Raw genomic sequence first — 21793 nt, 5'->3', positions numbered from 1 at the left:
TGTGTATAAGAGACAGCGCCTCGCCCGCCGTCGCCGAACGGCTCGGAGACCGGCCGCGCGACATCCGGTCGGCCGCCGGGGACTTCAAGGTGCGGGTGGCGGGGATACGCCCGACCACCCCGGCGGCGCCCGGCGCCGACTACCTCCTGGTGAACGCCGCCGACCTGACGCAGCGGGCACCGACCACCCTGCTGGTCACGGGTGCGAAGCTGGACGGCGGGGCGCTGCGCCGTACCGTCGCCGGATTCGGTGAGGAGTCCCGTGCCCCCTTCACCGTGCGGCTGCGCACCGACGAGCGGAAGACATTCGTCAACACGCCCATGCAGGAGGGCGCCGAACGGATCTACGCGGCGGCGATCGCGGCGGGCGCGGGCTACGCCCTGCTGGCCCTGCTGCTCTCGCTGTCGCAGACGGCCCCTGAGCGCCTCACCTTGCTGGCGAGGCTGCGCACCATGGGCCTCACGACGCGCCAGGGCCGCCAACTCCTGGGCCTGGAGGTCCTTCCGCAGGCGCTGCTCGCCACCGTGGGCGGGGCGTTCGTCGGCTGGGGAACCGTCGTGCTGCTGGCGCCGGGAGTGGATCTCGGACGGCTGGCGCTCACCGCGGCGTCGGACGTGACGCTGGACGGGGCGCCGCTGCGGGTCGATCCGTGGTCGCTGGCACTGCCGGCCCTGGGGGTACTGGCGCTCGCCGGGGCGGTGTCGGCCGTGCAGGCGTGGTGGGCGGGACGGCGGGGATCGATCAACGAACTCAGGGCAGGAGACAGCCGATGACATCGTCGACCGAGTCCGGGGCGGGGGCGGGGGCCGGTGACTCCGCGGTGCCGACGCTGGAGCAGTTGGAGCGACGCGCGGGCACCCACCGCGACCGGCCCTCGTACGGGCACGACGCGCTCATCGCGTGCGACCGGCTGGTGCGGATCTTCACCGCCGACGGGGTGGAGGTGCAGGCCCTCCAGGGTCTCGATCTGCTGGTGGCCGAGGGCGAGTTGATGGCACTCGTGGGCGCGTCCGGCAGCGGCAAGTCGACGCTGATGAGCATCCTCGCCGGGCTGGACGTCCCGACGGCCGGCGCCGCGAAGGTGGCCGGCCGGGATCTGCTGGGCATGGACGCGAAAGCGCGCCTGCGCTACCGGCGTGAGGCGGTGGGCTTCGTCTGGCAGGAGACCGGCCGGAATCTGCTGTCGTACCTGACTGCCGGTCAGAACGTGGCACTGCCGATGCAGTTGAGCGGCCGGGGTGGCCGCCGCCGTCGCGCCGAGCGCGCCGCGCGGGCCGAATCGCTGCTGACGATGCTGGACGTGGCGGACTGCCGCGACCGACGCCCGCACCAGATGTCCGGCGGCCAGCAACAGCGTGTCGCGATAGCCGTCGCCCTCGCCAACTCCCCCTCCGTGCTGCTGGCCGACGAGCCGACGGGCGAGCTGGACTCGGCGACCGGGGAGCAGGTGTTCGCCGCGTTCCGCCGGGCGAACAAGGAGCTGGGCACGACGATCGTGATCGTCACCCACGACCAGGAGGTCGCGGACGAGGTACGCCGCACGGTCGCCATCCGCGACGGCCGCACCTCGTCGGAGGTCCTGCGCCGCACTGAGGTCGACGCGACGACGGGCCAGGAGTCGGTGGTGGCACGGGAGTACGCGATGCTCGACCGCGCGGGCCGCCTCCAGCTGCCCGCCGAGTACACGAAGGCGCTGGGCATGGAACACCGCGTGATGCTGGAACTGGAACAGGACCACATAGGAGTCTGGCCGGACACCCCGAACGAGTGACGGGGGCGCATCGAGCCCCTCCGCCGATCGAGGACAGACCACCCACCGGGCGGACCCGGTGAACCGGGCCGGCCCGCCACAGAACGGAGCGGCACGACGTCCGCGACAGGTTTTACGTCGGGGTGACGCTCAGCCCGCCGATGCCGCCCGCTCCACCCGTCCGTACGGCGATCGAGCCGTACGGCGTCCGCAGCCGCGTCCACGCGCCGGTCCTGAGCAGCGCCACCGCTGCGTTCTCGGGCATCGGGCGCAGGAAGCCCACCGACTGCGCCGCGTGGACGGCGCGCAGCGGCAGGCCCGTGTCGCCGACCGTCCGGGACCAGATCTCGTTGCCGATCCTGTCCCGTTCGGCACGGTCCCGGTGCGCGGCGGGCAACGCCTCGTCGCGCGTGCGGAATTCGGCGACCGCCGCCGCGACCGCCTGGCGCAGCGCGGCGGGACCCGGCAGGCCGGGCACCCGCTGCCAGCCGCCACGCGGCGGCAGCACCCCGGTCCACGGAGGTCCGGTGACGGCGGCGGGCAGCGCGAAGCCGCCCGTCAACTCGTCGATGGCTTCGAGGAGTTCACCGGCGGAGACGGTGACGTCCAGCTCCACCGGAGCCGCGGGCACGGCCGCCGACGGGGCGTCACACAGCCGCGCCGTACGGATCGCCAGGACCTCGAACGCCGGGGGCCGCCCGAACACCGCCACGGCCCCGGCGCCCACCTGGAGGCGTACGGCTGCCGCCCGGTCGTAGCGGATGAGCCGGCCGAGGAAGGCGGCGAGATCCGCCGCCTCCGCCGTGTCGGCGAGCCGCAGGGCCCGCACGGTCGTCGCCGTCATGCCGCGAGTGCCTCCGCGTCGTCCAGGTACTTCAGGAGAAAGGACTTCTCCTCGGCCGTGATCCGCCGCGGCCGGCCCGCCTGGAGGTCGTACGGCACGATGACGGTCGAGGCCCGCACGTACACCTGGTCCTCGTCCTTGATCTCGTACGCGATCGTGAGCGTCGCCGCACCGATCTTCGTCACCCACAGCTCGACGGTCACCGGCTCGTACCGGTGCACCAGCGGCAGCTTGTAGTCGATCTCGTGCCGGGCCACGACGGACCCGCCCGAGAAGGACGGTGAGCCGCCCCCCGGCGCCAGCCGGAACATGAAGTCGATACGCGCTTCCTCCAGATAGCGGAGGAAGACGACGTTGTTGACGTGCCCGAAGGCGTCCATGTCCGACCAGCGCATGGGGCAGCTGTAGTGGTGGCGGGCCATGTCAGCCTCGCGTCAGTTTCTTGTACGTGGCGCGGTGCGGACGGGCCGCGTCGGCGCCCAGCCGCTCCACCTTGTTCTTCTCGTACGCCTCGAAGTTGCCCTCGAACCAGAACCACTTGGACTCGCCCTCGTACGCCAGGATGTGCGTGGCGACGCGGTCGAGGAACCACCGGTCGTGAGAGATGATCACGGCCGCGCCGGAGAACTCCAGCAGCGCGTTCTCCAGCGACGACAGGGTCTCGACGTCGAGGTCGTTGGTCGGTTCGTCGAGGAGCAGCAGATTGCCGCCCTGCTTGAGGGTCAGCGCCAGGTTGAGGCGGTTGCGCTCACCGCCGGAGAGGACTCCGGCCGGCTTCTGCTGGTCCGGGCCCTTGAAGCCGAACGCGGAGACGTACGCCCGCGAGGGCACCTCGACGTGACCGACGTTGATGTAGTCCAGCTCGTCGGAGACGACGGCCCACAGCGACTTCTTCGGGTCGATGCTGCCGCGGTTCTGGTCGACGTAGCTGATGTTGACGGTGTCGCCGACCTTGATGCTGCCGGAGTCCGGCTCCTCGAAGCCCTGGATCATCTTGAACAGCGTGGTCTTGCCGGCGCCGTTGGGGCCGATGACCCCGACGATGCCGTTGCGCGGCAGTGTGAAGGAGAGGTCGTCGATGAGGACCTTGTCGCCGAACGCCTTGCTCAGGTTCTGGACCTCGACCACGACGCTGCCGAGCCGGGGGCCCGGCGGGATCTGGATCTCCTCGAAGTCCAGCTTCCGCATCTTGTCCGCCTCGGCGGCCATCTCCTCGTAACGGGCCAGCCTGGCCTTGGACTTGGCCTGGCGCCCCTTCGCGTTGGAGCGGACCCACTCAAGCTCTTCCTTGAGCCGCTTGGCGCGCTTGACGTCCTTCTGGCCCTCGACCTTGAGACGTGCCTGCTTGGTCTCCAGGTACTTGGAGTAGTTGCCCTCGTAGCCGTGGAGACGGCCGCGGTCGACCTCGCAGATCCACCCGGCGACGTTGTCGAGGAAGTACCGGTCGTGGGTGACGGCGACGACGGCACCGGGGTACTTGGCGAGGTGCTGCTCCAGCCACTGCACGGACTCGGCGTCCAGGTGGTTGGTGGGCTCGTCCAGCAGCAGCAGGTCGGGCGCCTCCAGCAGCAGCTTGCAGAGCGCGACACGGCGGCGCTCACCGCCGGAGAGCGTGGTGACGGCCCAGTCGCCGGGCGGGCAGCCCAGCGCGTCCATGGCCTGCTCCAGCTGGGTGTCCAGGTCCCACGCGTTGGCGTGGTCCAGGTCCTCCTGGAGCTTGCCCATCTCGTCCATCAGGGCGTCGGAGTAGTCGGTCGCCATCAGCTCGGCGACCTCGTTGAACCGCTTCAGCTTGCCCATGAGCTCGGCGGCGCCGTCCTGGACGTTCTCCAGCACCGTCTTGGTCTCGTCCAGCGGCGGCTCCTGGAGGAGCATCCCGACCGAGTACCCGGGCGACAGGAAGGCCTCGCCGTTGGACGGCTGCTCCAGCCCGGCCATGATCTTCAGCACGGTGGACTTACCGGCGCCGTTGGGGCCGACCACACCGATCTTCGCGCCGGGCAGGAAGCTCTGCGTCACGTCATCGAGGATGACCTTGTCGCCGTGCGCCTTGCGCGTCTTGCGCATCGTGTAGATGTACTCAGCCAAGAGAAACCGTCCGGCAGATCGAGAAGGGCCAATGTGCGGCTCCACCGCGTGAGGGCAGATGAAGCCATCTTGCCGCACGTCCCTCCCTGGGGAGAAACCGCCTGTCCAGGCCTCGGACACACCGTCCCGACCTGCGGTCCACGCGGGCGCGCCCGGGGCGGGCCGGGGCGACACGTGGCGGCCGACGGCGGGCGGCGGACCTGTCAGCGGGCGTGACAGCGGGCGTGACAGCGGACATGGACGTGAACGGCCCCGGCGCGCGGCCCCGCCGCGCGACCGGATTCGTCTGCGCGTCGGGGCCGCTGTCAGGGGCGGCCGGGAACCGTGCCGGCCGTGGGCGGGTCAGTCCTCGGTGGAAGGGTCGTCCTTCTTGCGGAAGAAGAGGACCGCCGCGCCGCCGAGCAGGACCAGCCCGATCGCGACGCCCGCGATCACCGGGGTGGCGTTGGAGGTGCCCGTCTCGGCCAGGTCGAGCCCTTCGGTACCGGCGACGCCGCCCGTCGTGGCCGGGGCCAGCTGGGTGGTGGTCTCGTCGGCCGGCGGACCGGCGTTCGCGCTGGTCCGGCAGTCGAGAACGCCCTGGAAGTTCTTGGTGAAACCACCGGGCCCGGTGATCGTGAAGTCGTACGCCTGGTCCTCGGCGACCGGCACGGTGACCGTCCTGGACCCGCCGGCCTCGACCGCGTACTCCGCGCCGGCGAGGGTGAAGACGAACGGCTCGTCGCCCTTGTTGGCCGCGGTGACGTCCACACCGCCCTCCGCGCAGTTCTTCTCGGCGGTGATCGCCGGTATCGCGCCCTTCGCGGCCCAGGTGGCGGTGGCCGTGGCCGAGACCGTCGACTCGCTGGAGCCGGCCAGGATCTGCGTCTGGCTCTTGGTGACCCCGGCGAACGCCCTGCCCACCGGCACCGACGTGCTCGCCTGCACGCTCAGCGCGGCCGTGCCGTCGGCCGCGTCCTCGGGGACGTCGAAGTAGAGCTGCGCGCCGTTGGCCGCCTCGGTGACGGGCTTGCCGTCCTTGTCGGTGATCTCGATGCCCATCGCGGCGGCGTCGGCGGGCGGGGACACCGCGACACCCTCCGCGTCGGTACGGACGGTGACCGGCCCGATACGCTCGCCGCTCCGGCCGGAGACAGCGCCGGGCTCCAGGGTGAGCGAGGCCCTGGGCTCACCGAGACCGCCGGCGCTCCGCTCCAGCCAGTCGGCCAGCTTCTCGGCCTGCGGGTCGACGGCGGCGACATCCGCGTTGTCGGAGTGGCGCCAGATGGCGACCTGCGTACCGGCGGCGGCGGTCTGCGCGGTGAGCGGCCCGGTGCCCGCGTCGTCGGCGAGCGCCGCGAGGTCGTCGACCTGGGGGTAGGAGTTCTGCAGGATCCAGCGGATCTTCCCGGCGTTCTTGTTCGCGCCGAGCGAGGTCTGCGCCCAGGGCGTCTCCAGATACTTCGCCTGGTCCTGGGTGGGGTTGTTGATGTCGACGCAGTACGTCTTGAGCTTGCCGCCGCCGTCGACGGTCATCTCGAAGAGCCCGGCGGGCAGTTCGTGCTTCTCGCCGTCCGTGGTGAGCACGGCCTTGTCGAACGTCATGAGGCCGTCGAGCGTGGCCGCGGCGCCGCCGCGATGCTGGAGCGCGTCGTCGGCCACTGCCGCTCCCGCGCCGGCTATGGAGCCCGCCACGACAAGGCCCGAGACGGCCATCGCGGCGGCGAGACGGGCGGCGCCCCGCCTCCGAGCGGTTGGAGCGAAGAACTCGGACAGCGCAGACAACACAGATCTTTTCCCTCCGGGTGAGGTCCTCCGCGTGGGACGCGTGGGGGGGGGATTGCCTCACCAGCAGACTCAAGTGCCCCATGAGTACTCGGGAATCCTATGGATGGAGGCGACCGCCGATGCCCGTTCGTACGTTCAGATAACCGTTCCGAATCGGAATCGTTATCGCTCGTACCTTCGAAGTCGTTCGACTATCGACAAATCTCCACAACTCCCCGGTCAGAGCGGTCCGGTAGGCGCCGCGACCGCCCCGGCCGACGCCGGCGAATCGTCCTGTTCGGACAGCCACGGTTGCGTACGCACCGGTTTGCCGACCGCGCCGGCCCAGGGGTCGGAGTCGGGGCCGGAGTCGGGGCCGGTACCGACGTCGGCAGCGGCTGTGGCGGCGGCTTGCGCGGCGGAAGTCGCCGCCGACGCGTCCGCCGGACGCTCCGTCAGCGCCGGATTCGCCCGGGCCACCCGCTTGAACGCCGAGGTCCCCCACGTCAGATCGTGACCGATCGACACCGCGTCGATGTCCACGAACGTCCTGCGCTGCCCGTCGTTCGCCTCGTCCCGCACCCGCAGCCTGCCGTGCACGACCAGCGGGTCACCCACATTGACCGACGCGGTGAGATTCGCCCCGAGATTCCGCCACGCGCAGACGGTGTAGAAGCTCGTACTCCCGTCCGTCCAGGCCGAATTCCGGCGGTCCCAGCGGCGCGGGGTCACCGCGAATCTGAACCGCGCCACCCCACCCGTCGACGTTTCCCGATACTCCACCCCCGTCGCGGCGTTTCCCACCAGCGTGACCACGGTGTCGTTCATGACAGCCCCCCTCTTCTCCGGCTTCCCGGCTTCCCGGTGCTCCGTTTCTCCGGCCCCTTCGGCCGACCACTTCATGCTGGACCGGATGGGAGATTCCTGCCGACGCCTGTGGATAACTCGCCGGTTCTGAATATCTCCGTCACCCGTACGTGGTCGCGCCCGGACACCGGGCGGACGGGACGCGGTTACCTCGTCACGCCGGACACCGCCGAGTACTGCTCCCGCACCTCCCGGTACCGCATCAGCTCCGCCGCGATCGGATCGAGCACCTTGGCCCGTCCACACCCCGCCGCCGCCTCCCGCAGCCGCCGCTCGGCGTCCTGCCCGTACCGCCTCGCCGGACCCCGCGCCGCCGCCGCGCACGCCCACTCCACCAGCGGCCCGCCGACGATCCCGGCCAGCATCACCAGCACGGGCGGGATAATGCCGGGCGGGAGCACGCCGATGATCTGGCCGACCAGCCACAGCCCGCCGAAGATCTGAAGCAGCGTCATGGACGCCTGCGCGAGCACCGCCGCCGGCCACCACGCGGGGCGGGCGGGGCGCCCGCTCGGCGGACCCGCCGTCACGGCCAGCTCGTCCAGCGCCTCCGGCAGCCCGACGGCGCCGCGGACCGCCGCCTCGCGCACCGCCTGGGCCCACGGCCTCGGCAGCCCGGCCGCCGCGTCTTCCGCGACCGTACGGACGGCCTGCTCGACCCGCTGCCTGGCGGTGAGTTCGTCCTCCACGATCACCTCGGCGCGCGGCGCGGTGCCGCCGGGCGTCCGGGTGCGTTCGTACCAGCGCCACAGCCGCAGCCACGGCGTCCCGCACGCGCGACCCGCGTTCCTGCGCCACTCGCGCTCCGCCGCCTCGCCGGTGGCCAGCGCGCCGACCGCCCACGCGAGCCGTTCCGCGAACTCCTCGCGGGAGCGCTCACCGAGCCCCGTGCGCCCGTCGGACACGTACACCGAGCGCAGCCGACTCGCGGCCGCGTCCACATCGGCCGACAGCCGCCGGGCGGCGGCGTTCCGCTCCTGGACGAAACGGCCGACCAGCTCGCGCAGTTCGCCCACGCCCCGACCGGTGAGCGCGGAGATCGGCAGCACGGTGGCCCCCGGCTCTCCGTGCTCGCCGAGCGCCATGCCGTCCTCGTCCAGCAGCCTGCGCAGATCGTCCAGGACCTGGTCGGCGGCGTCGCCGGGCAGCCGGTCGATCTGGTTCAGCACGACGAAGGTGATCTCCGCGTGGCCGGCGAACGGCCGCAGATAACGCTCGTGGAGCGCGGCGTCCGCGTACTTCTCCGGGTCGACCACCCAGATGACCGCGTCGACCAGTGCCAGTACGCGGTCGACCTGGTCCCGGTGCGCCACGACGGCGGAGTCGTGGTCGGGCAGGTCGATGAGGACGAGGCCCGCCAGTTCCTCGTCCCCGTCGCCGCCCGCGAGCGGCCTGCGGCGCAGCCTCCCGGGGATGGCGAGCCGGTCGAGCAGCCCGGCGGCGCCCTCGGACCAGACGCAGGCGATGGGCGCGGACGTGGTCGGCCTGCGCAGCCCCGTCTCAGAGATCGGCACCTCCGCCAGCGCGTTGAACAGCGTCGACTTTCCGCTGCCGGTGGCACCCGCGATGGCCACGACGGTGTGCCGCGACGAGAGCCGCTGCCGCGTGGACGCCTCGTCCAGCACCCGTCCGGCCTCGGCGAGCGTGGTCCCCTCGATTCTGGTCCGCGACAGGCCCACCAACTCGCGCAGGGCGTCGAGCCGTACGCGCAGCGGTCCCTCGTAGGCGCCTCCGATGGGCTGGTGGAGGTCGGCCGGGGCCGCCGTACCGTCCGCCCCGTCGACCGCCTCCACACCGACGGTGACGCCGGAGCCCTTGCCTCCGGCGGCGTGCCGGGCGATCAGCCCGTCGTCCCAGTGCCGCCCCGCGGCATCCGGACCGCCGTCCGCACCGGCGTCCGCACCTCTGCCCACGTTCGCCACACCCGCCGCGGCCCGCGCCCCGATCTCACCGGGCCCGTCCGTCAACGTCGTCCCGTCCGTCACGTCCGCCATCTCGGTCACATCTCCTTCTGGAGTACGGAAAGCGCGGCGATGAGTTCCGCCTGCGGCTCCGGCGCCACTTCGAGCGCGTCGAGCGGAGCCAGCCGCCGGTCCCGCTCGAAGTGCAGTACGTCGTCGATGTACGTCGCCACCAGGTCGCTGCCCTTGTCGCGCAGCCGTAGCGCGCCCTGCGCCCCGATCCGCTCGGCGAGCCGCTCCCCCGCGACCCGGGCGCGGTGCCCGCCCAGGAGGGCGGCGGCCAGGAGCGCGGCGACCGTCTCGGCGTCGGGCGCGGCATTGCGTTCGAGGAGCCGTACCTCTTCCTCGGCCAGTTCCTCCACGACCCGCCGCCAGCGCCGTACGGCCATCCCGATCCGCTCGGACACCTCCCTGTCCGGCCCCGGCGTCAGGACCGCGGCCGCCGCGGGCTCGCGCCGCCACGCCTCGGTGACCTGCTCGTCGGCGGCGGCGACGGCGCACTGGAGCAGCGAGGCCAGGCTCTCGGCCAACGAGTCGAGCAGTTCACGTGCCGAGCTGTCCCTCGGATAGCCGCGCCAGCGGGTCCGCGCGTCCCCGGCGAGTACGGCACCGGCCTTGAGCCGCCTGCCCACCCGCTCACGCTCGGAGGCGTACGCCTCCTCGACGGCGCCCGTGAGGCGTACGGCGGCGGCGTACTGGGCCGCGACGGCGCCCGCGAGCTCCGGCATCCGCACGTTGAGCGAGCCGATGACGCCCGCGGCCGTACGGACGACGGCCTGCTGACGGGCCGCCGGGTCCCGCACCCGGTGCGTCAGCCAGGCGAGCAGCGGCGCGACGGCGGTGGTGGGCAGCAGCCCGCTGCCGCCGCCCGCCGACTCGGGCAGTTCGGGGATGGTGAAGCGGGGTACGTCGCCCAGGCCCGCCTTGGTGAGCAGCGCCGCGTACTGACGTGACACCTCGTCAATCACCTGGTGCGGCACCCGGTCCAGGACGGTCACGAGCGAGGCGTCGTACTCCTTCGCCGTACGGAGCAGATGCCAGGGCACCGCGTCGGCGTACCGGGACGCGGTGGTCACCATCACCCACACGTCGGCCGCGCAGATCAACTCGGCGGCAAGAACGCGGTTCCGTACGACGAGCGAGTCGATGTCGGGCGCGTCCAGCAGTGCGAGGCCGCGGGGCAGCGCCACGGCGGTGTCGATGCGCAGCGCGTTCTCGTCGTCCCCGCTCCAGGCCCCGGCCCCGCCGTCCTCCTCCTGCTGGGTCAGCCAGACACGCGCCAGCTGCGGAAGGACCCGCACGCCGTCGAACCAGTGGCAGTCGTCGGGGTGGCACACCAGTACGGGTGTACGGGTGGTGGGCCGCAGCACGCCCGCTTCGCTGACCCGCCGCCCCACAAGGGAGTTGACGAGGGTCGACTTCCCGGCCCCGGTGGATCCGCCCACCACGGCGAGCAGCGGCGCTTCGGGGTCCCGCAGCCGCGGCACCAGATAGTCGTCGAGCTGCGCGAGCAGCTCCTCCCTGGTCTGCCGGGCACGCGGAGCCCCGGCGAGAGGGAGTGGAAGACGCACGGCGGCGACACGGTCGCGCAGCGCGGAAAGTGCGTCGATCAGCTGAGGCCGTACGTCCAAGGTCACCACATGCGAAGAATGCCCAACTTTGGCGCCTTTTTGAAGCGTATAGACATCTCCTGCGCGCCGGTCAGGCGCGGGGGACAGACGGGACGAGTGGGGCACAGGCATAACGAGTGCACAACACCCGTAGCTTCAGGCGCGAAAAGCACTGCAGGAATCGCACCTGCCTGCGATTATCGGTTCGCTTCACTGAACCTCCACATCGTGCCACGCAGGTGAAGCAACCGGGCCAGGGTGAACGGAGCCCTATCCTTGTCCCGGCACAGGTCACGGACCGCACGGACTGCCCACGGCACTCCGGGCCCCCGAGGCCAGGTATCGGCCCCCGTAGCTCAGTGGATAGAGCAGGCGCCTTCTAAGCGCTTGGCCGCAGGTTCGAGTCCTGCCGGGGGCGCCACTGCCACCTTGTCGGCTCGCGGAAGCGTGCCGTGTCCCCGCCGCCGCCCCTCCGCCTCCCGGGCCCGGGGGCACGCCACGGAGCGGGAGCCCTACGGCTCAGAGGCATCACCGCGGCGCCGGAAGCTCCTTCCCGAGGCGGGCGAGGGGCGAGAACGCCATGGACAATGGCGACAGAAAAAGACCGATCACGGTCAGCAGCAGGCTCGTTCGCAAGTCCCACCGCGTGGCCAGGAAGCCGCCGAGCAGCGAGCCGAGCGGAGTCAGCCCCATGCCGACGAAGTTGAGGGTCGCGACGACCCGCCCTTGAATCGACAGCGGCGTGATCGACTGACGGACGGTCATGACCGTGACGTCCACCAACTGGCTGAAGACGCCGAACAGGAAGTTGATCGCCATGAGGGAGGCGATCGTGATGCCGGTGGAGCCGTGCAGTGCGGGCGCGAACAGCATCACGCCTTCGGCGAGTGCCGCCGAGGACACCAGAACCACTCCGTGACCGAGCCTCTTCGGCAGCTTGGCGGACAGGACGGAGCCCAGGATCGCGCCCGGTCCCATGGCCGCGAGCACCAGGCCCACAGCCGCCCCCGAGAGATGCAGTGTGCGGGGCAGGAAGAGCAGATAGACCGTCATCAGGGCCGCGAAGAAGAAATGGAAGAGGGCCGAGGCGAGGCCCACGGCCCGCAGTGAGGGATCGCCGGCGACGAAGCGGAGACCTTCGAGGATCTGCTGTCGCATTCGGGGGCCGGATCGTCCTACGTACGGAGGTATCACCTCGCGGTGACGTATGCGCCGGATCGACAGAAAGGACAGGGTGAAGAAGAACGCGCCCGCGATGACGGCGACCGGCGCCGAGAGGAGCGACACGAGCGCGCCGCCGAGCGCGGGGCCGCCGACCTGCGCCGCCGATCTGCTGCCCTCCAGCGCGCTGTTGCCCTGGACCAACTGGTCGCGTTTCACCAGTCGTACGAGAGCGGCCTGGTAGGCCACGTCGAAGAACACCGTGAGTACGCCGATGAGGAAGGCGAGGACGAGCAGCACCGGAATGCCGAGTACGCCGAAGAGAAAGGCGACCGGGATGACGGCCAGTGCCACCGCGCGGCCGAAATCCGCGAGCACCAGCACGTTGCGGGCTCGCCAACGGTCCACCCACACGCCGACGAAGAGCGAGAACAGCAGGATCGGTATCTGCTGGACGGCGCGCAGGGCGCCGAGTTGAGCGGCGTCGGCGTTGAGCGCCACCACGGCCAGGAGCGGCAGGGTCACCTGGCCGGCCTGCGCCCCGAACTGGGAGGCGGTCTGGCCGGCCCAGAGGCTGCGGAAGTCGTGATCGCGCCACAGGCTCGGCGGGCGCGACGGATCGAACGGTACGGATGGCACAGGTGGCACGGTCGGCACAGGGACCCCTTGAGCTATCGGGTTCGAAACCCGCCGAAATGGGGCGGGGGAAGTGCGCTGTGCCGCAGCCCGAAGGGCAGCACGCGATGACAGGTCGGTCGCGACCTACGACGTCAACGCGCGCTCGGGTGACCGGGCATCTCAACTCCTCGGGAACGTGTCGCTCGGGAACGTGTCGTTCGGGAAAGGACGGGTCTGGGGACGGCTGGGGCGGGGCCTATCCCCAGGTGAGCGGATCGAGATGGAGATAGAACGACTCCCGGTCGCGGTCGAGCGCGATGCCGTACCGCTCGGCGAACGCCTCGTCGGCGGAGTTCGCCCGCCGCTCGTCGGCCCACGTCTCCCCGGAGTTGGCGAGAAGGAGCGCGATGTCGGCGTACGGATCGGCCCGGCCGAGGCGGCCGAGATCGATGAAGCCCGCCACGTCCATGGTCTCCGGGTCGAGGACGATGTTGGGCAGACACAGATCCCCGTGGCAGACGACACTCTCGGCGGCCTCCTGGGCGAGCCGCTGTTCGAGCTGCGGGACGAGACGCGCGAGCAGCTCGTCTGCGGGCGTCAACCGCTGTTCCTCGGGAAGGAATTCCGGATTGACCGCGCCGCGCGCGACGACGTCGCGGGCGGTCGCGAACATCCGTGAGAGGTCACGGCTGAACGGGCACCGCCGCACCGGCACATCGTGCAAGTGACGCACGGCGTCCGCGATCCGCTCCCACGCCGCCCGCAGCTCCGGAGCCGCGACCCGGTCTGCGGGGACTCCCACGACGGTGCTCGTCATCAGGCAGGCGGCGTCCGGGGTGACACGCCAGTCGAGTACGCGTGGACCCGGGACGCCCTGCCCGCTGAGCCAGTCGACGCGATCACGTTCTTCTTCCAGGGAAGTCACGGAGTCGGCCGGCACGCACTTGGCGTACCGCGAGCCGTCCTCGGACCGAAAGACCTCGGCGTCGGACTCGCCGTCCGTGACGGGCTCCCACTCACCGCTGTCGTGGCCGGCGCGCAGCAGGGTTCGGAACATCGCATCGATCACGTCGGCCACCCTAACCAGTGCGGCCCGCAACGCACTCGGCATTAAACGCGGGGAGGCGGTACGGGCGCCCCAGGACTTCACCTCGGGCCGACCGCGGGCGGGGCACCGACCGGTGTCCGATCCTCGTCGCCGCCCGAGCCTTGACTTAAAGTGCACATCAACCGGGAGAGTTCGCGACGCGCCCCACCTCCCTCCCCCTCAACTCGCGGAGCACTCATGCGTTTTCGCACTCTCGGCCGCCGTCGCGACGCCACGCCCGGCCCCCGCGTCAGCACCCTCTGTCTGGGCACCATGCCGTTCGGAACCCGGGTGGACGAAGCCACGTGCTTCGCGATCCTGGACCGTTTCGTGGGGCGGGGCGGCACGTTCATCGACACCGCCAACTGCTACTCGTTCTGGGAGAAAGGCGCCCACGGCGGCGACAGCGAAGAAGTGATCGGGCGCTGGATGGCGGCACGCGGAAATCGGGAGGAGATCGTGCTCGCCACCAAGGCCGGCGCCCGCCCGGCGGGTCCGGGAGTCTGGCCCGCGAACGCCGAAGGGCTGTCCGCCGAAGCCCTGCGCGCCGGCGTCGAGGGCAGCCTGCGCCGACTCGCACCGACCGGGTCGACGTCCTCTTCGGACACATCGAGGACCGCGCGACCCCGCAGACCGACACCGTCGAGGGGTTCGGCGCGCTCGTCGCCGACGGCACCGTCGGCATCGTGGGCGCCGGCAACCAGGTGACCTGGCGCATCGAGCGCGCCCGCTCCCTGGCGCGCGAACGCGGGCTGGCCGGGTACACGTGCGTCCAGCAGCAGTACACGTATCTGCGGCCCGCACCCGGCGCGGCCTTTGGTACGGGCGAGCACATCACCCCGGAACTCCTCGACTACGCGCGTACCGAGAAGGCCGACCTCACACTGCTCGCGTACACCCCACTGCTCAGCGGCGCCTACACACGAACCCGGCCAAGCCCGTCCCGGACCGGTTCGACCACCCGGGCGCCACCGCGCAGCTCGCCGCGCTGCGGGAGGTCGCGCGGGAGACCGGCGCCACCGCCGGGCAGGTCGTGCCGGCCTGGCTACTCGGCGGCGATCCGCCGATCATCCCCGTCATCGGCGCGAGCGCCTCGACCAGGCGGGGTGAGGAACCGGCGAGGCGGCAGTGCGGCCGATTGGACCTCTATAGAAGGTCGGCATTGGTCCTGGTGACCGGGCCGTCCGGGCGGTCGGATGAGGCGAGCGCACCCTCTTTCCCGACCTGCCTCTGGAGAACCCACGCCGTGACCAGCGCCTGCGACGACTTCGACCGGTGGATCAGGAACGACTTCGTCGCTCTCAATACGCGGCTGGAGGAGGCGTACTTCGCGGCCGAGGCGCAGATTCTGTACGGCCGGCCGGAACTTGAGACGGTCAAGCGCCGGATCGGTCGCGAGGGCGCCGAACTGGTCGGGCGGATCACGGAGAGCGGTACGGCGCGCTCCCTGCCGACGGGTGACGACGAGCGGTACGAACTCCTCGGCTCGGTCGGGCTCTACCTCGGCGCCTGCCGCCGTCACGAGATCGAGGGGCCGCAGTCCGCCGCCTGGCCGCTCGCCCAGCTGCTGGCGTCGTCGCTCGGCGTCGCGCCGCGGTTCGTCTTCGCCCACCAGGCGCTGTACAACCGGGCGGTCGGCGACACCTTCCGTACGTTCACCGCGCTCGACGACGAACGCGCCTTCATCCTGTACAACGGCCTGTCGGTGCTGGCATACCAGCGCACGGCCGCCGCGCTGCGCCGCGTCCCGGCGCTCGGCGTCTCCAGCCCGCTGACGGCGTATCTGCTGCGGGAGGCGCGGTCGGGACTGGACGACGTGCTGGACCTGGGCAGGACGCTGAGCAAGACCCTCGACGTCGACCGGTTCTTCCTCAACATCAGGCCCTACTTCAAACCGCATCAGGTCGGCGGTGTGGAGTACCGGGGCGTGAACGCGGGCGACTTCGCGGCGATCAACGCGATCGACGTGCTGCTCGGCCTCTGTTCGCCGTACGACCCCTTCTACCAGGCCCTGTTGACGGAGAAGTACCCGTACATGCCGCCGGAGGACCAGGCTCAACTGCGGACCACCGTGACGGCCGAGCCGCTGCTCGACACCTTCCTCCGGGAAGCGACGGGCGGTCCGCTCACGCCCCAACTGCGCGACAACGCCGAGCTGTTCCTCACCGTCTGCCGTCTGCACGGCGCCGCGTCAGCCTTCCACCACCACCGGCTCGTCGTCCCCTTCCTCCAGGCTCCCGCCGCCCGTGCGCCGCAGGAGTCGGAGACGGAGTCCGAGGCGGCCGATCTGACGACCAGCGGGCCGCCGCTCCACGTGGTCATGGGCACCCTGGCACGCCTGGTCGACCTCAGGACCGCCCGGCGACGGCCGGGAACGGACGGCGGCGCGCGACCCTCGCTCGACCGGCTGCGGCACGCGCTGGACGCCGCTCCCCGATCCGGCCCGAATACGGACGAGAAGCCTTAGGAGCCGAGGGGCCAGACCGCGAAACCCGCGCCCTTCGCGAGCGCCACAAGTTCATCGACGCGGCCGACGCGCAGGCACGCCACCGGGTAGCAGTCCGATTCGATGTCGAGCACCACGAGGGCCGCGCCGACCTCGCGGTAGTGCCGGTCGCACACCTCCAGGAAGTCATGGGTCGGCACGTCCGTCCCGCCGTCCTCGAACAGCGTCCAGGGGTCGGCGGACGGGCGCGAGGCCAGCCCCCGCAGCCGGAACCGGATCTCGTCCGCGCCCTCCTTCCAGTCGAACTCCGCGAGCAGCTCGTGCTCGTGAAGCGCGTCCACGAGGGCTATCCACGCGAGACCCGGGAACGGCTCGTCGATGCCCCGGTTCTCCAGCCGGTCCGCGTACGTACGCACGTAACCCTCCGGGTCGTCGTGCGCGTACCGCGCCTGTTCCGCGACAGCGGGCCGGTCGGGCGCCAGCAGTGACGCCACCGCTGTCAGGGAGTCGAGGACTCCGCCGGAAGCGGGGCCGGGTCCAGGACCGGACATGGGTGTGCTCCTTCAGTGGCCAGGGGGTCAACGAGGTGTGGAGTGCCGTTCGTTCGGCACCTGAAAACACCTTGCCACAGGGGTACGACAACGGGCCGCGGCCGCAGGCGCTACGGCGTCACGCCCGCCGGCCCACCCACTGGTTGGCCTCGGCGAAGTCCATCCGGATCGCGTCCATCGACTCACGCACGGTCCGCGCGACGTCACCGACGCCGGAGGGCTGCCGCGTGTCGGCCCGTGCGCATTCAGCACTCACTCGGGTGGTCCACGCCACATCAAGTCCCATGTGTAACCGGCGGAACGCAGGGCATCCGCTCTCCAGGTCCCGCCGCGTTTCCCCCGTCGCGGCGGGGCCGCTCAACCGGGCCAGGCGATCTCGTAGAACTTCAGCCTGCCGTCGTCGGCGACCAGTCGCATGCCGGCCGCCGCCATGACGCGCTGGGACCCGACATTGTCGTGGCCGGTGTCGCCTCTTACGGAGGTGACACCGCTCTCCCGCGCGAAGAGCAGCAGGCCGCGCAGCGCCTCGGAGGCGTAACCCTTGCCCCGTACCGCGGGGACGAGGCCGTAGCCGATGGTCACGGCGCCGGTCCCGTCCGGCGGGCCGTGGAAGTCCACGCCGCCGACCGCCAGGCCGGTCTCCCTGACACGGATCTCGTACGTGCCGAACGGCCGGGGATCGCCGACGGCCTCGCACGTGGTCAGGAAGCGCGTGGCGCCGGAGACATCGCCCTCGTCCGGGTAGCCGGGCGCCCAGTGGGAGCCACTGGTCCTGTCGCCCATGACCAGGCGTACAGCCTCCGGAGGGCTCAGCGGATGGAGCAGAAGGCGCTCCGTCACGAGATCGGTCATGTCTCCCGGATTCCTGTCCGATCCACCGGCTCCTCCGACTCCTCCGCGAGCGGAACCGGCACGGACGGGTCCTGCGTGCGCGGCAATATGTTGGCGACGTAGTCCTCGATGGTCGCGTCCAGCCCCACGTCGTTCCCGGCGTTCTCGGACAGGTACCACCGGTGTTCCAGCACCTCGTGGTAGATCTGGGCCGCGTCCGTCCTGCGGCGCAGATCCAGCGGTACGGCCCGTACGGTCGGCCGGAACACGTCGCGCACCCAGCGGTGCGCCAGGACCTCCGGGCGTGCGCCCAGCGGGTCGTCCGGCGCGTAGTCGTCCTGGCCCGCCATCCAGCTCTCCAGGTCGTTGAGCAGGCGTCGCGCCTGGTTCTCCTCGGCGTCCAGGCCGGTGAGCCGCAGGAGTTGGCGCTGATGGTGGCCCGCGTCCACCACCTTCGGCAGGAAGGTGACCGTGTCACCCACGGGCGACCGCTCTATCTGCATCTCCGCGACATCGAAACCCAGTTCGTTGAGCCGACGGATCCGGCGGTCTATGTAGTGACGCTTGTCGACCGGGTAGACGGACTCCCTCGTCAGCTCGTGCCACAGGTCTTCGTAGCGCCGTACGATCGCCGCCCCGAACGGCACCGGGTCCACCGACGGATGGAGCGAGCCGGAGGCCTCCAGGTCCATCAGCTCCCCCGCGATGTTCACGCGGGCCAGCTCTATGTCGTAGTCGCGCTGGCCACGGCTGAGCGTGGGCTGGATCTGGCCCGTCTCGGCGTCCACGAGATACGCGGCGTACGCGCCCGCGTCGCGCCTGAAAAGGGCGTTGGACAACGAGCAGTCGCCCCACGCGAAGCCGGTCAGATGCAACCTCACCAGGAGGACGGCGAGCGCGTCCATGAGGCGCTTCACCGTGCTCGGGCGCATGGTCGACTCGAACATCGAGCGGTAGGGCAGCGAGCCCTTGAGGTGCCGGGTGATCAGCGCGGACTCCAGCGGCCTGCCGTCCACGTCGACCCGCCCCGTCACCACCGCGACGGGGTCGACCGCCGGTATGCCCAGCCGGTGCAGGTCCCTGAGCAGCCCGAACTCGCGCACCGCCGGCCGCTCGGCGATCTCCTTGACCGCGAGCACCTCGGACCCGGCGTCCGCGAAGCGCACCACATGGCGCGAGATGCCGCGTGGGAGCGCCACCAGGCAGTCGTCGGGCCACTCTTCGAGCGGAATGCCCCAGGGCAGGTCGAGGAGCACGGCCGGCTGCTCCGGGTTGGTCGCGCTGATCTGGAGCGCCATGCCGCTCGCCTCCGACGTTCGTGCGTTTGTGTGTGTGTGCGTTGGCTCAGGGCCTGACCTGCACGAGCGCGTGCGTCCCGCTCGTACGCCATGCCTGGTTCGTACCGTCGCCCGCGTCTTCGAGTCGCGCCACGGTGCGCGGGGCGAGGCCGACGATCACATCGGACTTCAGGGTACGCAAGGCGGCCACCGGCCCCGGGAAGTGTGCCGTCCGCCCGGCGAACGAGGTGGTCGGCGACCAGAGTCGGTCACCCACGAGGCGGCGGTAGTTGAGGTCGCCCTTCACGATCGTCAGGGCGGCACCCTCGAATTCCCGGCGCAGATCGGCGGGCATCTCGCCGTACGGGAAAGGCGCGCAGTAGAAGCCGTGCGCACGTACGGCGAGCCGCCCGTCGCCCATCGCGGCCCAGAGCCGCTTCCCGGCCTCCCCCGCGCCGCCGGGCGCCCGGGCGATACGGCGCGCGCAGTCGACGACATCGGCCATGGTGGCGTCGGAGACGTAGTACGGATACGGCTTCACGTGCAGGACCACGTCGTCCGCGCGTCCCGTAGTAAGGAGGTGGTCGATGAGGACCAGGTCGGGGATCAGCTCGCGGCCGGAGTTGTCGGCGATGACGTGGACGGTCCGCGCGGCGCCGGGCGGCCGGTCGGTGGGCAGCAGCGACCACAGCACCTCGCTGTCGTCCGCGACGAGGGGCGGCGGCTCCTCATCGGCGGAGCCGACCCCGGAGCCCTCGGAGCCGCTCCCTGAGCCCCGGGAGCCCTGCGAACCGACCGAGAAGCCGAGGTCCGCGCGGTTGCCCCAGAGCGAGCCCTGGAGGTAAGCGGCGGCCCGCTCCTCGACCGGTCGTGGGGCGAGGGCGTCGAGCGCCGCGAGTTCGTCGTCGACGAGCGAGCCCCGCAGCTCGGCCCGCTTGAAGGGCGCGAACGGGTCGACACCCTGCCAGGGCCCCGGCGCGAAGTATCCGACGGCCTGGAGGAGTCGGCGGTAGAAGTAGCTCTCGGACCAGAGGAACGGCACGTCGAACCATGACCGGCCGAAGTACTCCCCGCCCCACGCGTCCCACTGCTCCCGGTCGTGCGCGTCCGGATCCAAAGGTTCGATGACGCCCTCCGTGGAGGAAAGGAGCAGCGCGTCGAGCGCGCGGTGCCGTTCCGGGGACCACGGGAACGCGTCCCGTACCTGCTGGATGAGGGCGGGATGGCGCTCGGCCAGCACGCTCCGCGCGAACGAACCGGGTGCGCTGCTCACGATCACGGGGGCGTCGTCCGCTTCAGCCATGGCTTCCCTGTCCTCCGGAACTGGTCGGTGTCGCCGCCGGTCGGGAGCGGCCACCGTCGCACCGTACCGGCCGCCCGCACGGCCGGTACCGAGGTGCTGCGCGCGGCAGGCCCGGACCGGAGCGTACGCAGGACTACTCACGTGCCGTCCGAGTAGCCGCGCGGATACCAAGGCCCGCCCTCCGGGCCGACGCTGATGCGCATGACGAAGACGAGCACGACCCAACGATCGCAGAAGACTCCGAACCGGACCGGTTCGCTGAACCGCGCGCGGTGGGCGGCGATGCGCGCCCTCCTCGGCACCGTCGGCCGCGCGAGCGCGGGGGTCCGTATCGGATACCGGCACGGATTCGACAGCGGGTCGATGCTGGACTACGTGTACGTCAACAAGGCCGGCGGCTTCCCTGTCGTGGGACACGTCATCGACCGCGTGTATCTGAACGCCGTCGGATGGCGCGCCATCCGCGCCCGCCGCGAGCTGCTGAAAGACGTCCTCCGTATAGAGATCACGCGTCGCGGCGGTGCGAACGGCGCCGACGGTGGCGCCGACGGTGGCGGTGTGCGCGTACTGGACGTGGCGTCCGGGCCCGGACGGTATCTCCAGGACCTGCTCGCGGAGTACGCGCCGGGCACCCTCCACGTCGAGTGCCGCGACCTGGACCGCGCGGGTCTCGCGCAGGGCGGGCGCCAGGCGGCCGAGCGAGGGCTGACGGGGATCTCGTACGTGCACGGAGACGCCCTGGAGCCCACGCCCTCCTCCCACGCGCCCGACATCATCGTCGTGTCGGGGCTCTACGAACTGCTGCTGGACGACGCCGTCATCGCGGCGTCCGTCGCGCGGCTGCGCGGGATGCTCGCACCGGGCGGAGTGCTGGTCTTCACGACCCAGACCCACCACCCTCAGTTGGAGTTCATCGCGAACGTGCTGCCGAACCGCGACGGCGTCCTGTGGGAGATGAAGTGCCGTCCCGTGGAGCTGGCCGAACGGTGGGCCGGTCAGGCCGGGTTCGCGGAGGTCGCGAGCCGGCGGGAGTCCGTGGGACTGTTCACCGTCACGACAGCGAGGCGCTGACGATCAGCGCGAACCCCGCGAGGGCGAAGAGCGTACGGACGGCGTGGAAGCGGTTCCAGCGGCTCTCGAAGGCCGCGCGGACGGCGCTGTCGGGGTTGGCCTCGGGCGAGGTCTCCGAGGACGCCAGGGCGTTGTTGAGCGGGATGTTGCCCGCGACCGTGACGAGGTGGTTGACGACCACGCAGATCAGGCCCGCCAGCAACAGCCACCACTGCGTGTCGGAACGGTCGTCGACGGGGACGGCGAGCGCGGCGACCGGGAAGGCCACCTCGGCGAGGAAGACAAGCAGGAACAGCCCGCGCGGCACTTCCTCGTTGACCCGGCGCATGGCCGTCACGAACTGCCCGTCCGTGAGCCGGGCCAGCGCGGGCATGATCCCGGTCAAGAAGATGAGCATGATGCCGGCGTACAGACCGGTGAAGACGACAGCGAGCGCGAGCAGGACAGTGGCCATGCCGCACATCATGGCCCGTGGGGCGGGGCGCCGCAGCACCGTTTCCACCGACGGCCCTCCGCACCGCCCCACGGCCTTCCCCATGACCGGCCCGGGACCGGCCCAGGACCGCTCGGGGACCCCGCCGG

The 21793-nt window shown here is 71.3% G+C and carries 19 protein-coding genes, 1 tRNA gene and 1 pseudogene; 6 read left to right on the top strand and 15 right to left on the bottom strand.

All coding sequences use genetic code 11. The annotated features are described in order from the left end of the window. Both P3L51_RS11080 and P3L51_RS11075 read left to right on the top strand, forming a co-directional pair. Positions 1-773 (top strand): FtsX-like permease family protein (locus P3L51_RS11080; RefSeq protein WP_354604952.1); only part of this gene is annotated, 773 nt, incomplete at its 5' end. Then, the gene (locus tag P3L51_RS11075; protein WP_354604951.1) at positions 770-1771 is read left to right on the top strand and encodes an ABC transporter ATP-binding protein; all 1002 of its coding nucleotides are present in this window, start codon (positions 770-772) and stop codon (positions 1769-1771) included. The genes P3L51_RS11080 and P3L51_RS11075, both read left to right, overlap by 4 nt. A 112-nt stretch (positions 1772-1883) precedes the next feature. On the opposite strand, the gene P3L51_RS11070 is transcribed toward P3L51_RS11075, so the two are convergent. The 7 genes from P3L51_RS11070 to P3L51_RS11040 all read right to left on the bottom strand — a co-directional run bounded on the left by P3L51_RS11070 (position 1884) and on the right by P3L51_RS11040 (position 10887). Beyond that, positions 1884-2594 (bottom strand): DUF8010 domain-containing protein, encoded by a 711-nt coding sequence (locus P3L51_RS11070; protein WP_354604950.1) that lies wholly within the window; start codon positions 2592-2594, stop codon positions 1884-1886. Then, positions 2591-3016, bottom strand: coding sequence for an acyl-CoA thioesterase (locus tag P3L51_RS11065; protein ID WP_354604949.1), 426 nt, complete (start codon positions 3014-3016; stop codon positions 2591-2593). Before P3L51_RS11065 ends, P3L51_RS11070 begins: the two co-directional genes overlap by 4 nt. 1 nt (position 3017) lies before the next feature. Beyond that, complete coding sequence (ettA, locus tag P3L51_RS11060) at positions 3018-4682, bottom strand: energy-dependent translational throttle protein EttA (RefSeq protein WP_354604948.1); 1665 nt, start codon at positions 4680-4682, stop codon at positions 3018-3020. A gap of 342 nt (positions 4683-5024) precedes the next feature. Then, entirely contained in the window at positions 5025-6377 is a 1353-nt protein-coding gene (locus tag P3L51_RS11055; RefSeq protein ID WP_354604957.1) for a Cys-Gln thioester bond-forming surface protein, read from the bottom strand. Positions 6378-6668: 291 nt separating this feature from the next. Further along, positions 6669-7256, bottom strand: a complete 588-nt coding sequence (locus P3L51_RS11050) for a single-stranded DNA-binding protein (RefSeq protein ID WP_354604947.1) — start codon at positions 7254-7256, stop codon at positions 6669-6671. A gap of 185 nt (positions 7257-7441) precedes the next feature. Next, on the bottom strand, positions 7442-9289 hold the full coding sequence (locus P3L51_RS11045; protein ID WP_354604946.1) for a GTPase: 1848 nt from the start codon (positions 9287-9289) through the stop codon (positions 7442-7444). Positions 9290-9294: 5 nt separating this feature from the next. After that, entirely contained in the window at positions 9295-10887 is a 1593-nt protein-coding gene (locus tag P3L51_RS11040) for a dynamin family protein (protein ID WP_354604956.1), read from the bottom strand. 324 nt (positions 10888-11211) lie between these two features. Here P3L51_RS11040 and P3L51_RS11035 point away from each other — a divergent pair. Then, positions 11212-11287, top strand: a tRNA-Arg gene (locus tag P3L51_RS11035). A gap of 107 nt (positions 11288-11394) precedes the next feature. On the opposite strand, the gene P3L51_RS11030 is transcribed toward P3L51_RS11035, so the two are convergent. Next, positions 11395-12675, bottom strand: coding sequence for an MFS transporter (locus P3L51_RS11030; protein WP_435594424.1), 1281 nt, complete (start codon positions 12673-12675; stop codon positions 11395-11397). 226 nt (positions 12676-12901) lie between these two features. Continuing rightward, positions 12902-13702: an APH(3'') family aminoglycoside O-phosphotransferase gene (locus tag P3L51_RS11025; RefSeq protein WP_354604955.1), complete on the bottom strand. Its 801-nt coding sequence runs from the start codon at positions 13700-13702 to the stop codon at positions 12902-12904. A gap of 228 nt (positions 13703-13930) precedes the next feature. On the opposite strand from P3L51_RS11025, the pseudogene P3L51_RS11020 reads away from it, so the two are divergent. Further along, a pseudogene (locus P3L51_RS11020) lies at positions 13931-14907 on the top strand (aldo/keto reductase). Positions 14908-14978: 71 nt separating this feature from the next. Then, complete coding sequence (locus P3L51_RS11015; RefSeq protein WP_354604944.1) at positions 14979-16199, top strand: monodechloroaminopyrrolnitrin synthase PrnB family protein; 1221 nt, start codon at positions 14979-14981, stop codon at positions 16197-16199. Here the strand turns inward: P3L51_RS11015 and P3L51_RS11010 are convergent. From P3L51_RS11010 to P3L51_RS10990, 5 genes are all read right to left on the bottom strand, one after another. Beyond that, positions 16196-16729, bottom strand: coding sequence for a DUF6630 family protein (locus P3L51_RS11010; protein WP_354604943.1), 534 nt, complete (start codon positions 16727-16729; stop codon positions 16196-16198). The two genes, P3L51_RS11015 and P3L51_RS11010, sit on opposite strands and share 4 nt — an antisense overlap. A 118-nt stretch (positions 16730-16847) precedes the next feature. Then, complete coding sequence (locus P3L51_RS11005; RefSeq protein ID WP_354604958.1) at positions 16848-16985, bottom strand: hypothetical protein; 138 nt, start codon at positions 16983-16985, stop codon at positions 16848-16850. A gap of 101 nt (positions 16986-17086) precedes the next feature. Beyond that, on the bottom strand, positions 17087-17581 hold the full coding sequence (locus P3L51_RS11000; protein WP_354604942.1) for a GNAT family N-acetyltransferase: 495 nt from the start codon (positions 17579-17581) through the stop codon (positions 17087-17089). After that, a complete protein-coding gene (locus P3L51_RS10995) occupies positions 17578-18858 on the bottom strand; it encodes a DUF4032 domain-containing protein (protein ID WP_354604941.1) in 1281 nt (426 codons plus the stop codon). Before P3L51_RS10995 ends, P3L51_RS11000 begins: the two co-directional genes overlap by 4 nt. A gap of 46 nt (positions 18859-18904) precedes the next feature. Then, positions 18905-20140, bottom strand: coding sequence for a damage-control phosphatase ARMT1 family protein (locus P3L51_RS10990; protein ID WP_354604940.1), 1236 nt, complete (start codon positions 20138-20140; stop codon positions 18905-18907). Positions 20141-20341: 201 nt separating this feature from the next. On the opposite strand from P3L51_RS10990, the gene P3L51_RS10985 reads away from it, so the two are divergent. Beyond that, positions 20342-21211, top strand: coding sequence for a class I SAM-dependent methyltransferase family protein (locus P3L51_RS10985; RefSeq protein WP_354604939.1), 870 nt, complete (start codon positions 20342-20344; stop codon positions 21209-21211). On the opposite strand, the gene P3L51_RS10980 is transcribed toward P3L51_RS10985, so the two are convergent. Next, positions 21192-21665: an anthrone oxygenase family protein gene (locus P3L51_RS10980; protein WP_354604938.1), complete on the bottom strand. Its 474-nt coding sequence runs from the start codon at positions 21663-21665 to the stop codon at positions 21192-21194. The genes P3L51_RS10985 and P3L51_RS10980 overlap by 20 nt on opposite strands. Between the last annotated feature and the right edge of the window lie 128 nt (positions 21666-21793).

Source organism: Streptomyces panacea, from assembly GCF_040560175.1.
Classification (GTDB): domain Bacteria; phylum Actinomycetota; class Actinomycetes; order Streptomycetales; family Streptomycetaceae; genus Streptomyces; species Streptomyces panacea.
The sequence above is the reverse complement of the archived record's forward strand: the minus strand, read 5'-3'. Positions and strand labels throughout refer to the sequence as shown.